General features: G+C 75.2%; 11 protein-coding genes. 8 read left to right on the top strand and 3 right to left on the bottom strand.

The features are described from left to right. The first annotated feature begins 37 nt into the window (after positions 1 to 37). Genes glmS through tsaE form a run of 5 tightly spaced genes read left to right on the top strand, consistent with a single transcriptional unit; the run spans position 38 to position 5,890 of the window. On the top strand, positions 38 to 1,882 hold the full coding sequence (gene glmS, locus ACWEPX_RS18995; protein WP_451898509.1) for a glutamine--fructose-6-phosphate transaminase (isomerizing): 1,845 nt from the start codon (positions 38 to 40) through the stop codon (positions 1,880 to 1,882). Beyond that, positions 1,882 to 3,309: an NAD(P)H-hydrate epimerase gene (locus tag ACWEPX_RS18990; protein WP_451898508.1), complete on the top strand. Its 1,428-nt coding sequence runs from the start codon at positions 1,882 to 1,884 to the stop codon at positions 3,307 to 3,309. Before glmS ends, ACWEPX_RS18990 begins: the two co-directional genes overlap by 1 nt. Then, positions 3,302 to 4,375, top strand: a complete 1,074-nt coding sequence (gene alr, locus ACWEPX_RS18985; RefSeq protein ID WP_451898507.1) for an alanine racemase — start codon at positions 3,302 to 3,304, stop codon at positions 4,373 to 4,375. The genes ACWEPX_RS18990 and alr overlap by 8 nt, the downstream gene beginning before the upstream one ends. After that, a complete protein-coding gene (locus ACWEPX_RS18980; protein ID WP_451898506.1) occupies positions 4,372 to 5,427 on the top strand; it encodes an alpha/beta fold hydrolase in 1,056 nt (351 codons plus the stop codon). The genes alr and ACWEPX_RS18980 overlap by 4 nt, the downstream gene beginning before the upstream one ends. Then, the gene (gene tsaE / locus ACWEPX_RS18975) at positions 5,420 to 5,890 is read left to right on the top strand and encodes a tRNA (adenosine(37)-N6)-threonylcarbamoyltransferase complex ATPase subunit type 1 TsaE (protein ID WP_451898505.1); all 471 of its coding nucleotides are present in this window, start codon (positions 5,420 to 5,422) and stop codon (positions 5,888 to 5,890) included. The genes ACWEPX_RS18980 and tsaE overlap by 8 nt, the downstream gene beginning before the upstream one ends. 463 nt (positions 5,891 to 6,353) lie before the next feature. On the opposite strand, the gene ACWEPX_RS18970 is transcribed toward tsaE, so the two are convergent. Both ACWEPX_RS18970 and ACWEPX_RS18965 read right to left on the bottom strand, forming a co-directional pair. Continuing rightward, positions 6,354 to 7,658, bottom strand: coding sequence for a carboxyl transferase domain-containing protein (locus tag ACWEPX_RS18970; RefSeq protein ID WP_451898504.1), 1,305 nt, complete (start codon positions 7,656 to 7,658; stop codon positions 6,354 to 6,356). Beyond that, positions 7,651 to 9,036 (bottom strand): acyl-CoA synthetase, encoded by a 1,386-nt coding sequence (locus ACWEPX_RS18965; protein WP_451898503.1) that lies wholly within the window; start codon positions 9,034 to 9,036, stop codon positions 7,651 to 7,653. The genes ACWEPX_RS18970 and ACWEPX_RS18965 overlap by 8 nt, the downstream gene beginning before the upstream one ends. Positions 9,037 to 9,106: 70 nt before the next feature. Between ACWEPX_RS18965 and tsaB the strand changes: the two genes are divergently transcribed. Genes tsaB through tsaD form a run of 3 tightly spaced genes read left to right on the top strand, consistent with a single transcriptional unit; the run spans position 9,107 to position 11,261 of the window. Further along, positions 9,107 to 9,754, top strand: coding sequence for a tRNA (adenosine(37)-N6)-threonylcarbamoyltransferase complex dimerization subunit type 1 TsaB (gene tsaB, locus ACWEPX_RS18960; RefSeq protein WP_451898502.1), 648 nt, complete (start codon positions 9,107 to 9,109; stop codon positions 9,752 to 9,754). Continuing rightward, positions 9,751 to 10,227 (top strand): ribosomal protein S18-alanine N-acetyltransferase, encoded by a 477-nt coding sequence (rimI, locus tag ACWEPX_RS18955; RefSeq protein WP_451898501.1) that lies wholly within the window; start codon positions 9,751 to 9,753, stop codon positions 10,225 to 10,227. Before tsaB ends, rimI begins: the two co-directional genes overlap by 4 nt. Then, the gene (tsaD, locus tag ACWEPX_RS18950) at positions 10,224 to 11,261 is read left to right on the top strand and encodes a tRNA (adenosine(37)-N6)-threonylcarbamoyltransferase complex transferase subunit TsaD (RefSeq protein ID WP_451898500.1); all 1,038 of its coding nucleotides are present in this window, start codon (positions 10,224 to 10,226) and stop codon (positions 11,259 to 11,261) included. The genes rimI and tsaD overlap by 4 nt, the downstream gene beginning before the upstream one ends. Here the strand turns inward: tsaD and ACWEPX_RS18945 are convergent. Then, positions 11,258 to 13,177, bottom strand: coding sequence for an N-acetylmuramoyl-L-alanine amidase (locus ACWEPX_RS18945; protein ID WP_451898499.1), 1,920 nt, complete (start codon positions 13,175 to 13,177; stop codon positions 11,258 to 11,260). The two genes, tsaD and ACWEPX_RS18945, sit on opposite strands and share 4 nt — an antisense overlap. Positions 13,178 to 13,213: the final 36 nt, after the last annotated feature.

The following is a 13,213-nucleotide window of genomic DNA, read 5'->3' as shown; positions in this document are numbered from 1 at the left end:
CCGGGTCCGCGCGGCGCACGTGGTTACCCTGGTCGCCGTGTGTGGAATCGTGGGTTACGTAGGACACCGGCAGGCGCTGGACGTCGTCCTCAACGGGCTGCGCAGGCTGGAGTACCGCGGGTACGACTCGGCGGGCGTCGCCGTCCTGACCGGCTCGGGCCTGACCGTCGAGCGCAAGGCGGGCAGGCTGGCCAACCTGGAGGCGCGGCTGGCCGAGGTCGGGGTGGGCAGCTTCGCGGGCACCGCGGGCATGGGCCACACCCGCTGGGCGACCCACGGCGCCCCGGTCGACCGCAACTCCCACCCGCACCGCGACGCCACCGGGCGCGTCGCCGTCGTGCACAACGGCATCATCGAGAACTTCGCCGCGCTGCGCGCCGAGCTCGAAGCCGAGGGCGTCGAGCTGACCAGCGACACCGACACCGAGACCGCGGCCCACCTCGTCGCCCGCGCCTACGCAGGCGACCTCGCCGAGGCCGTGCGCGCGGTCTGCCGCAGGCTCGAAGGCGCGTTCACCCTCGTCGTCTCGCACGCCGACGAGCCCGACCGCATCGTCGCCGCGCGCCGCTCGTCGCCGCTGGTGGTCGGCCTCGGCGAGGGGGAGACCTTCGTCGCCTCCGACGTCGCCGCGTTCATCGAGCACACCCGCGAGGCCGTCGAGCTGGGCCAGGACCAGCTGGTGGAGATCACCCGCGACGGCTACCGGGTCACCGACTTCCACGGCAGCCCGGCCGAGGTCAAGCCCTTCACCGTGGACTGGGACCTCTCCGCCGCCGAGAAGGGCGGCCACGAGTACTTCATGCTCAAGGAGATCGAGGAGCAGCCCGAGGCGCTGGCCAACACGCTGCGCGGGCACTTCGCCGACGGGCGCATCGTCCTCGACGAGCAGCGGCTGTCCGACCAGGACCTGCGCGAGGTCGACAAGGTCTTCGTCGTGGCCTGCGGCTCGGCCTACCACTCCGGCCTGGTCGCCAAGTACGCCATCGAGCACTGGACGCGGCTGCCCGTCGAGGTCGAGCTGGCCTCGGAGTTCCGCTACCGCGACCCGGTGCTCGACCGCGACACCCTCGTCGTCGCGGTGTCGCAGTCCGGGGAGACCGCCGACACGCTGGAGGCCGTGCGGCACGCCCGCGAGCAGAAGGCCCGCGTGCTGGCGGTGTGCAACACCAACGGCGCGCAGATCCCGCGCGAGTCCGACGCGGTGCTCTACACCCACGCCGGGCCCGAGATCGGCGTCGCGTCCACCAAGGCGTTCCTCGCCCAGATCGCGGCGAACTACCTGGTCGGCCTGGCCCTGGCGCAGGCCCGCGGCACCAAGTACGCCGACGAGGTGGCCCGGGAGTTCCACGAGCTGGCGGCCATGCCCGCCGCCGTCACCCGGGTGCTGTCCACTGTGGACCAGGTGCGGGCGCTGGGCCGGGAGCTGGCCGACTCCAAGGCGGTGCTGTTCCTCGGCCGCCACGTCGGCTACCCGGTGGCGCTGGAGGGCGCGCTCAAGCTCAAGGAGCTGGCCTACATGCACGCCGAGGGCTTCGCCGCAGGCGAGCTGAAGCACGGCCCGATCGCGCTGATCGAGGAGGGCCTGCCGGTCGTCGTGGTGATGCCGTCGCCCAAGGGGCGCGCGGTGCTGCACGCCAAGCTGGTGTCCAACATCAGCGAGATCCAGGCCCGCGGCGCGCGCACCATCGTCATCGCCGAGGAGGGCGACGAGACCGTGCGGCCCTTCGCCGACGAGCTGATCGAGGTGCCCGCGGTGCCGACGCTGCTGCAGCCCCTGGTGTCGACCGTCCCGCTGCAGGTGCTGGCCGCCGAGATCGCCCGCTCGCGCGGGTACGACGTGGACAAGCCCCGCAACCTGGCCAAGTCCGTCACGGTCGAATAGTGCGCGGCGTCTGGGTCACCGACCGGGTGCGCGAGGCCGAGCGCCTGGTGCTGGCCAGGACGGCCCCCGGCGCGCTCATGCGCCGCGCCGCGCACGCCGTCGCGCTGCGCACGGCCGAGCTGCTGCGCCAGCGGACCGGCGGGGTGGCCGGGCGGCACGTCGCGCTGCTGGTCGGCACCGGCGACAACGGCGGCGACGCGCTGTGGGCCGGGGCGTTCCTGCGGCGCCGGTCGGTCGGGGTGACCGCGGTGCTGCTCGACCCGGAGCGCGCGCACGCCGAGGGGCTGGCCGCGCTGCTGCGGGCGGGCGGCCGGGTCGGATCGGCGGTCGAGCCCGCGGACGCGGTGGTCGACGGGATCGTCGGGCTCTCCGCCCGCGGGCCGCTGCGGCCCGCCGCGGCCGAGCTGGTCTCGCGGGTGCGCGCGCCGATCGTGGCCGTGGACCTGCCGAGCGGGGTCGACCCGGACACCGGCGCGGTCGAGGGGCCCGCGGTGACCGCCGCGGTGACGGTGACGTTCGGGGCGTACAAGCCCGCGCACTTCCTGGCCGCCGAGCGGTGCGGCGAGGTGCACCTGGTGGACCTCGGGCTGGCGCTGTCCGACCCGGACTTCGCGGTGCTCGACGCCGACGACGTGGTCCGGGCCTGGCGCCTGCCGGGTCCGACCGACGACAAGTACTCCCAGGGCGTGGTGGGGATCGCCGCGGGTTCGGCGACCTACCCGGGCGCCGCGGTGCTGAGCGTGGGCGCGGCGGTCGCGGCGACGTCCGGGCTGACCCGGTACGCGGGCACCGCGGCCGACGAGGTGCGGGCGCGCTGGCCGGAGGTCGTGGCCACCGGGTCGGTGGGCGACGCCGGGCGGGTGCAGGCGTGGGTCGTCGGGCCGGGGATGGGCACCGGGGCCGCGGCGAAGGCCGTGCTGCGCGACGTGCTCGCCGACGGCGTGACCACCTGCGTCGACGCCGACGGGATCACCCTGCTGGGCGCGCACCCGGACCTGTGGGACGCCCGCGACCCGGACGCCGCGGTGGTCCTGACCCCGCACGACCGGGAGTTCGCCCGGGTGGCCGAGCCGCTGGGGATCCGGCTGGGCGCCGACCGGGTGGCCGCCGCGCAAGCAGTTGCGACCCGTCTGGGCGCGACCGTCCTGCTCAAGGGGCACGCGACGGTGGTGGCGGGGCCGGACGGGCGGACGCTGGTCAACCCGGCGCGCTCGCACTGGCTGGCGACGGCGGGCACCGGCGACATCCTGTCCGGCCTGCTCGGCGCCCTCCTGGCGACCGGGGCGGACCCGGTGGTGGCGGCGGGCGCCGCGGCCCGGGTGCACGTGCGGGCCGCTGAGCTGGCCGCGCGCGGCGCGCCGGTCTCGGCCTCGCCGATCCTGGCAGCTGTGCCCCAAGCGGTGCGAGAGGTGGTGGCCCATGACTAGGCCGCGGGCCGAGGTGCTGGTGCACCTCGACCACATCCGGTCCAACGTCGAGCTCCTGGCCGAGAAGGCCCGGGGGGCTGCGGTGATGGGCGTGGTCAAGGCCGACGGCTACGGCCACGGCGCGGTGCGCGTCGGCAAGGCGGCGCTGTCGGCCGGGGCGAGCTGGCTGGGGACGGTGTCCCTGGCCGAGGCGCTGGAGCTGCGCGAGTCCGGGATCGACGCGCCGATCCTGTGCTGGCTGGACCCGGTGGGGACCGACTACCGGCCCGCCGCCGCGGCGGGCATCGACGTCTCGGTGTCCAGTGTGGAGCAGCTGCGCGCGCTGTCCGGGGTCCGGATCCACCTGAAGATCGACACCGGGCTGAGCCGGGGCGGGTGCCCGCCCGAGCGCTGGCCGGAGCTGGTCGCCGCCGCGGCGGCGTCGGACAACGAGGTCTACGCGATCTGGTCGCACCTGGCCTGCGCCGACGACCCCGGCCACCCGTCGGTCGACGCGCAGGCCAAGCGGTTCGACGAGGCGTACGGGCTGGCGCTGGCCGCGGGGCTGCGCCCCCGGCGGCACCTGGCCAACTCGGCGGCCACGCTGACCCGGCCGGACCTGCACTTCGACATGGTGCGCGTCGGCATCGCCATGTACGGCTACAACCCCATCCCCGGCGGGGAGGCGCTGCGGCCCGCCATGACGTTCCGGTCGTCGGTGGTGTCGGTCAAGGAGGTCGCCGCGGGCGAGTCCGTCTCCTACGGGCACCTGTGGACCGCCGAGCGCGACACCCGGCTGGCGCTGGTGCCCGTCGGCTACGGCGACGGCGTGCCGCGGCTGCTGACCGGGCGGATGTCGGTGCTGGTCGACGGCGTGCTGAGCCCGGTGCGCGGGCGGGTGTGCATGGACCAGATCGTGGTCGAGGCCGACGCGCGCCCGGGCGACGAGGTGGTGCTGTTCGGGCCGGGCACGCGCGGCGAGCCGACCGCGACCGACTGGGCCGAGGCCATCGGCACGATCGACTACGAGATCATCACCGGGATGTACCGGCCGCGGGTGACCCGCACCTACGTGGGGGACCGGTGAGGGGTGGCCGCGCGCTCGCCGCGGTCGGGGGCGCGGTGGGGCTGGCCGCGGCCGCCGTCGCGCTGGCCGCGCGGCGCGGGTCCGAGGACCCGTACGCCGAGGAGCCCTTCGGCGACCTGCCGCCCGACCGGTCGCGCACGGTCGTGACCGACGACGGCGTGGCGCTGTCGGTCGAGGAGATCGATCCGGCCGACGGCGGCGCGCCGGAGCTGACCGCCGTCCTCGTGCACGGGTTCGCGGTCAGCAGGCTGTGCTGGCACTTCCAGCGCCGCGACCTGGCGGCGCTGACCGCGCCGAGGGTGGCCCAGGTGCTCTACGACCTGCGCAGCCACGGCCGCTCCGGCCGCACCGACGCGGCGGGCAGCACGATCGAGCGGCTGGCGCGCGACCTGGCCCAGGTGATCGACGCGGTGGCGCCCACCGGCCCGCTGGTCCTCATCGGGCACTCGATGGGCGGGATGGTGGTCATCGGGCTGGCCGAGTCGCACCCGGAGCTGTTCGCCGAGCGGGTGCGCGGGGTGGCGCTGATCGGCACGTCGGCGGGGGAGGTGGGCAAGCGGGGGCTGCCGCGCCCGCTGCTGTCGAAGCACAACCCGCTGACCCGCTGGCTGGGCCGCTTCGCCGACTGGCAGCCGGGCCTGGTCGAGCTGATCCGGGCCGCGGGCGGCCAGCTGACCCGCGCCGGGGTGCGCGCGATCGGGTTCGGCTCCCGGGAGGTGAGCCCCCGGCTGGTCGACTTCATGGTGGCGATGCTGGACGTGACCCCGGTGCGCGTCCTGGCCGACTTCATCGAGACCTTGGGCAGCCACAACCGCTACGCCGCCCTCGCGGGCCTGCGCACCTGCCGCGTCCTGGTGCTCAGCGGCGACGAGGACATGATGACCCCCTGGTCGCACGCGGAGCGCATCGCCGCCGAGCTGCCCGACGCCACCCTGGTCCGCGTGCGCGGCGCGGGCCACCTGGTCATGCTGGAGCGCCCCGACGAGGTGACCGGCCACCTCGCGGTCCTGCTCGGGGAATGCGCTGAACGCGGAGGAGTTGGTGATGGTTGACCTGCCCACCCACGAGGACACCCTGGCCTTCGGCCGCAGGCTGGGCGCCCTCCTGCAGCCGGGCGACCTCGTCCTGCTGTCCGGCCCCCTCGGCGCGGGCAAGACGGTCCTGGCCAAGGGCATCGGGGAGGGCCTGGGCGTCAAGGGCCGCATCAGCAGCCCGACCTTCATCATCGCCCGCGAACACCCCGCGGGCCCCCGAGGCATCCCCATGATCCACGTGGACGCCTACCGCCTCAACGGCGACCTGGCCCAACTGGACGACCTCGACCTCGACACCGAGCTGGTGGAAGCCGCGGTGATCATCGAATGGGGCGAAGGCGCCGCCGAACGCCTCTCCACCGACCACCTCCTCATCCACCTCACCCGCCACCCCGACGACACCCGAGCAGCAACCCTCCACCCCTCCGGCACCTGGACCACCCGAATCACCGCCCTACTGGAAACCCCCAACCACGCCTGAGGGCCCGACTGAGCAGAAGACGAACCAGCCCCGCGTGCGCAGGGACGACGAGTTCCCGCAACTTCCTACCGAGCGCTACCCGGGACCAGCCCCGCTGCGCGGGGACGACGCCAGCGACAGCACCATCGGCCACAGGGCGGGGGGACCAGCCCTGCGTGCGCGGGGACGACGGGGTGCGCACCGTGCTGGCGGGCATCTGCGACGGACCAGCCCCGCGTGCGCGGGGACGACTCTCCTGTGGAGCCCCGCCCGGTCCGGCCAAGACGGACCAGCCCCGCGTGCGCGGGGACGACCGACCCGGCCAAGGGCCGCCAAACCGTCGGAGGGGACCAGCCCCGCGTGCGCGGGGACGACACTTCGTGAGCTGGGGCGATAGTAAGCGGTTGGCCCGTTCTCATTCACTTCCCTGCCGGAGTCGGGGCGTAGTGGTGCCAACCGAGGCGCGTCCTGGCAAGCAAACCAGCTACGGCCCCACGATCCCCCGAACCACTCCCAGCTCCACCAGATCCTGCGGCCGCAGCTTCAACTGCTCCGCCGTCGCCCGCACCTCCCCAGCCCCCCGCTTCAGAATCGCCGCGCTCAACTCCGGCGCGATCACCGAGAAGTACGCATCCGGCGTGATCCACGTCCGATCCGGCGCCGCCAGCGCCAGCGCTCCGCCTGAGCCGCCCTCGCCGATCACCAACGTCGTCACCGGAACCCGGCAAGCCGCGATCGCCATGAACAGCGACGCGATCGCCGGGCCGACCCCGGCTCGCTCGGCCGCCGGGTCGTTGGCCGCGCCCGGGGTGTCGACCAGCGTCAGCACCGGCAGCCCGAGGCGTTCGGCCAGGTGGATCAGGCGGACGGCGGTGCGGAAGCCTGCGGGGGTGGTCGGGGTGCCGGTCTGGGCCGCGTAGGCGATGGAGCGGCGGCCGCGGCGGCCGATGCCGCAGAGCATGCCGGTGTCGGTGCCGCCTGCGATGGGGCGGTGGAGGTCGAAGTAGTCGTCCAGGTAGGCGTCGGCGCGGGGGCGGGCGGGGGAGCGCGCGGCCTGGACCGCTGACCAGGCGTCCGGGGCCGGGGTCGGCGCGCCGAGGGCGCGGGGGACGTCGGCGGGCTCGGGGCTGGCGGACGACAGCAGCGACAGCCACTCCGCCACCACCGACGGCAGCTCGGGCAGCCCGCACACCTCGTCCACGTGCCCGCCCGCGTACTGGCCCTCCGCGGTGTACGCCGGGTCGTCCACCGGCCGGACCCGCGATCCCGCGAACCCCACCTGCGCCCCCTCGACCCCCACGACCACGTCCGCCCCCGCCCCCAGCGACGCCCACAGCCCGCCGGTGGTCGGGTCGCGCAGGACCGACAGCTGGGGGACGCCCGCGTCGCGCAGCAGCGTCGACTGGCGGGCGATGCGCTGGAGCTGGCGCAGCGACAGCATCCCCTCCTGCATCCGGCTGCCCCCGGTCGCCAGCAGCGACACCAGCGGGGTGCGGGTCCGCCGGGCGTGGGTGAAGGCGTGCTCGATGCGGTCGCCGGTCGCGGTGCCGACCGAGCCGCCCAGGAAGGCGAAGTCGAAGGCGATGACGACCGCGGCGGTCCCGCCGACCCGGCCGACCCCGCACACCACCGACTCGGTCTCGCCGCTGCGCCCGCGGGCGCGGGCGCGCTGCTCGGCGTAGCCGGTCCAGCCCAGCGGGCCGTCCCCGCCGGGGTCGGCGGGCGCGGCGAACTCGGTGAAGTCGGTGGCCACGAGGTCGATGACCCACCGCGCGCCCGGGTCAGCCATGCAGGGCCCGCTTCGTGACCTTGCCCATCTCGTTGCGCGGCAGGGCGTCGAGGTACCGGACGACCCGCGGGCGCTTGTGCGGGGCCAGCAGCCCGGCCACGTGGTCGGCCAGCTCCTCGGCGGGCGGCGGCGTCCCGGCGGGCACCACCCACGCGACGATCCGCTCGCCGAGGTCGTCGTCGGGCTCGCCGGTCACCGCGGCCTCGGCGACCCCGGGGTGCTCCAGCAGCGCGTTCTCGATCTCGCCAGCGCCGATCTTGTAGCCGCCGCTCTTGATCAGGTCCGTGGCCCGCCGCCCGACGATGCGGAAGGCGCCGTCGGGCTCCTGCACGGCCAGGTCGCCCGTGCGGAACCAGCCGTCGGCGAAGGCCGCCGCGGTGGCGTCGGGCCGGTTGAGGTAGCCGAGGAACAGGTTCGGCCCGCGGACCTCGATCTCGCCCATGCCGTCGACCACGTCGGCCAGCCGGACCTCGACGCCGGGCAGCGCGGGCCCGACGATGCCCGGCCGCCGCTCGCCGTCGGCGCGCACGCCGCAGTTCATCAGCGTCTCGGTCATCCCGTAGCGCTCCACGACCCGCTGCCCGGTCGCCGCGGTGATGCGGGCGTGGTCGGTCGCGGGCAGCGCCGCCGACCCGGACACCAGCAGCCGCGCCCGGCCCACCGCCGCGGCCAGCTCGGCGTCCGCGGCGCAGTCCAGCCCCAGCCGGTGGTACATCGTGGGCACGCCGAACATCACCGTGGCGCCCTCGCGGAAGGCCGCGCCGACGGCCGCGCTGGAGAACCGGCCCAGGTGCCGCATCGTCCCGCCGCGCCGCAGCGTGCCCAGCACGCCGACGATAAGCCCGTGCACGTGGAACAGCGGCAGCGCGTGCACCACCTCGTCCTCCGGCGTCCAGGCCCAGATCTCGGCCAGCGCGTCGAGGTTGGTCGCCACCGCCCGCCGCGGCAGCAGCACGCCCTTGGGCGGCCCGGTCGTCCCGGAGGTGTAGACGATGAACGCCACCGACTCCGCGGGCGGCTCGGGCAGCGGCTCGCCGCCCGCCCGCGCGGCCACGTCGACCACGTGCCGGGGCAGGTCCACCCCGGGGTCGTCGGCGGGGGCGTGCAGCAGCAGCTCCGGGGCGCTGTCGGCGAGGATGTGGGCCAGCTCCCGGGCGCCCACCTTCGGGTTCAGCGGCACCACCGCCACCCCGGCGGCCAGGCAGCCGACCACCGCGACCACCGTCTCCGGCGCGGCCGTCGCCCACACGGCGACCCGCTCGCGGCCGCGCACCGCGTCGGCGACGGCCCGGGCGGCCGCGGCCAGCTCGGCGTGGGTGAGCGTGAGCCCGGGGAACCGGACGGCGGCCCGCTCCGGGGCGGCTTGCGGCAGCAGCACGAGCCCGAGCTTAGTGGTGGGCACCGGCCGCTGAGGGCTGTGAGCAGGCTCTCTCGTACCCTTGACGACTGTGTTGGTTCTGGCTGTTGACACCGCCACCCCCGCCGTCACCGCCGGTGTCGTCCAGGTGGGTGACGACGTGCGCGTGCTGGCCGAGCGGGTCACCGTGGACGCCAAGGCGCACGGCGAGCTGCTGACGCCGCACGTGCGCGACGCGCTCGCCGACGCCGGGCGGACGCTCGCCGACGTCGACGCCATCGTCTGCGGGGTCGGCCCCGGCCCGTTCACCGGCCTGCGCGCGGGCATGGTCAGCGCGGGCGCCCTGGGCCACGCCCTGGGCAGGCCGGTGCACCCGGTGTGCTCCCTGGACGCGATCGCCGCGGCCGTGCCGGGCGAGCCGCTGCTGGTGGTCACCGACGCCCGCCGCCGCGAGGTCTACTGGGCGACCTACGACGCCCAGGGCGTGCGCGTCGACGGCCCGCACGTCTCCGCCCCCGACGCGGTCGTCCCCGGCGCCTCGACCCGGGTCGCGGGGGCCGACCTGCACGACTTCGGCCTCCCGCTGGTCGAGCCCGCGCACCCGACCCCGGCGGGGCTGGTGGCCGCCGCCCGCGCCGCGCTGCTCTCCGGCGCCGAGCCCGGCCCGCTGACCCCGCTGTACCTGCGCAGGCCCGACGCGGTCGTCCCCGGCGCCCGCAAACGGGTGAGCCGGGCATGACCGTCCGCACGGCCCGCCTGCGCCGGTCCGACCTGGCCCGGTGCGCGGAGCTGGAGCGCGTGCTCTTCGCAGGCGAGGACCCGTGGAGCGAGGCAGCGTTCGCCTCCGAGCTGGACTGGGGGCACTTCTACCTCGGCGCCTACGACGGCGACCAGCTCGTCGGCTACGCCGGGCTGGCGCTGGTCGGCCCGCCCGGCGACGTCGAGGCCAACATCCACACCATCGGCGTCGACCCGCAGTTCCAGCGGCGCGGCATCGGGCGGCTGCTGCTGCGCGCGCTGCTGGCCGAGGCCGACCGGGTGCGGGCGACGGTGTTCCTGGAAGTGCGCACCGACAACGAGCCCGCGATCGCGCTCTACACCGAGCACGGCTTCACCCGCGTCGGCGTGCGCAAGCGCTACTACCAGCCCTCGGGAGCCGACGCCTACACGATGACGCGGCCCGCCCCGGCCGGGGAGAGAGTGGAGACATGACGGTCATCCTGGGCATCGAGACCTCCTGCGACGAGACCGGCGTCGGCCTGGTCCGCCTCGACGGCTCCGGCGCGGTCGAGCTGCTGGCCGACGAGGTGGCCTCCAGCGTCGAGCAGCACGCCCGCTTCGGCGGCGTGGTGCCCGAGGTGGCCAGCCGCGCGCACCTGGAGGCGATGGTCCCGACCATGCGCCGGGCCTTCGACACCGCGGGGCTGAAGCTGTCCGATGTGGACGCCATCGCCGTCACCTGCGGGCCGGGCCTGGCTGGTGCGCTGCTGGTGGGCGTGTCCGCGGCCAAGGCGTACGCGCTGTCGCTGGGCGTGCCGCTGTACGGGGCCAACCACCTGGCCGGGCACGTGGCCGCCGACACCCTCGACCACGGCCCGCTGCCCACGCCGTGCATCGCCCTGCTGGTCTCCGGCGGGCACACCCAGCTGCTGCGGGTGGACGACCTGGCCACCGGCATCACCGAGATCGGCTCGACCATCGACGACGCCGCGGGCGAGGCCTACGACAAGGTCGCCCGCGTCCTCGACCTGCCCTACCCCGGCGGCCCGCCGATCGACGCCGCCGCCCGCCGCGGCAACCCGTCGGCCATCGCGTTCCCGCGCGGCCTCACCGGCCCCCGCGACGCCCGCAACGACTTCTCCTTCTCCGGCCTGAAGACCGCCGTCGCCCGCTGGGTCGAGTCCCACGAGCCCAACCCGATCCCGGTCGACGACGTGGCCGCGTCCTTCCAGGAGGCCGTCGCCGACGTGCTGACCATGAAGGCCGTCCGCGCCTGCGTGGACGAGGGCATCTCCACGATGGTCATCTCCGGCGGCGTGGCGGCCAACTCCCGGCTCAAGGAGCTGGCCGCCGAGCGCTGCGCGGCCGCGGGCATCGAACTGCGCGTCCCGCGGCCGCGGCTGTGCACCGACAACGGCGCGATGATGGCCGCCCTCGGCGCCCACCTGGTCGCAGCAGGCGTCGAGGCGTCCGCTTTGGACCTCTCGGCGGACCCGGCGCTGCCGGTGTCCACCATCTCGGTCTAGCGGCGCGGCCGCGGCGGCTTGGGCACCACGTAGTCGGTCCGCAGGGTCACGTCCGAGGCCTTGACGAAGCCGAAGCGGTGGCCGAACTGGATCTGGATGTACCGCTCGCCGCGGACCACCAGGTGGTGGGCCGGGTCGAACGTGGTCGCCTTGAAGTACTCGGCGGCCACGTCGCCGCCCATCACGTACTTCTGGCCCGCGGGCAGCCGGTACGGCAGCGCCTCCACCGGCTCCGGGGTGATGCCCGGCGGGTAGGCCGCCGCCTGCGGGTAGGCCCGGCCGTACACCGGGATGGACGTCTTGCCCAGCTTGGGCCACACCTGCACGCCCTGGCCGGGCACGGTGTGGACGGTCCGCAGCCAGCCCTTCTGGCCCAGGTACCAGATGGCCGTCCACGCCCCGCGGACCTCGGCGACGGCGAACTGCTGGCCGGAGTCGACCCGGCTGCCGATGTCGGAGACGTGCATGGTCGAGGCCGCGCCGCCCGGCCGCAGGCCGATGTCCTTGAGCAGCGGGGCGGTGTCGCTCGGGGCGGTGCGCAGGACGACCGAGGTCGAGCTGCGCGCCGGGCACGCCGCGCTGGTGCCGTCGCAGCCGGTGAACCGCGGCTTGTTGTTCGCCCAGTCCGCGCGGATGGTCACGATGCCGGTGTACCCCGACCCCTCGGCGGCGATGGGCGCGCCCAGCAGGCCGAAGTAGTGCGTCCAGTTCCAGTACGGGCCCGGGTCCCAGTGCATCGCGGGGATGTTCGCCCCGACCGGGCCGGGGACGTTGTCGTGGCCGATGATGTGGTGGCGGTTCAGCGGGACGCCGTACCGCGCGGCCAGGTACTTCACCAGCTTCGCCGAGGCGCGGTACATCGCCTCGGTGTACCAGGTGCCCGCGGCGGCGAAGCCCTCGTGCTCGATGCCGATGGCCTTGGAGTTGACGTACCAGTTGCCCGCGTGCCAGCCCACGTCCTTGGTCGCCACGTGCTGGGCGACGCGGCCGTCGCTGCTGCGCAGGGTGTAGTGCCAGCTGGCGGGGCGGGTCAGGGTCTGCACCGAGGACAGCGCGCCCGCGTAGGTGCCTTCGACGTCGTGGATGACGATGTAGTCGACCTTCTGGTTGGTCGGCCGGTTGGACTTGTCGTGGTTGCCGTAGGTGTTGTTGAACTGCGCGTACGGCGCGGGGACCCACTCGCAGGCCACGTCGGCCGGGCACTCGGTGTTGGCCGCCGAGGTCTGGGCCAGGCCCATGCGGCCGAGCACCGCCTTGTCCGGCCGGACCGCCCGGGCCTGCAGGCGCACCTGCTGGCCGTCGTCGGTGGTGCGGGCGAAGCCCTGGCCCAGCACGCCGTAGACCTCGTCGGCGAAGATCTCCGCGCCGCGGGTGTCGGTGGCGCCGCTGTAGCGGGCGACCGCGCCGTACCAGTCGGCGGGGTTGTCGCTCAGGGGGCCGAGTTCGCGCTGGTAGTGGGCCAGCAGCGCGGCGCCCCCGCGGATGTTGGCCACCGGGTCCGCGCGCAGGCGGTCCGGGGCGATCCCGGTCAGCTCGGCGGCCTTGGCCAGGGTGTTCAGCAACGGCGCGCTGGTGTCGACGGGGGCGGGCTGCGGCCGCAGGGTCTCCCGCGCGGTGTCCCCGCGCGGGTCCTCGCCGTGGTCGTGGTGGGTGCCGCCCGCGGTCGCGGTGGCGGCGTCGGTCAGGTGCATCGGGCCGTAGCCCGCTGACACGCTCGGCTGCCCGGCGTTGGCGTCCCACCGGGACTCCAAATAGGACAGTGCGATGAGCAGGTCGGCGGGGACGTCGAACTCCGCGGCTGCCGCGGCGAAGGCGCGTTGGCGCTTCTCGTGCGCGGGTTGGGCGGTCGCGGGGTTGGAGATCGCCAGCGCGGCGAGCGTGACGACCGCGACGGCCAAGGTGCGTCGGCGGTGCAAGGGAAAGGCCTTCCGGTAGAGAACCCCAGTGTGTGG

Source organism: Actinokineospora sp. NPDC004072, from assembly GCF_053604195.1.
This window is presented reverse-complemented; position numbering and strand designations above follow the sequence as displayed.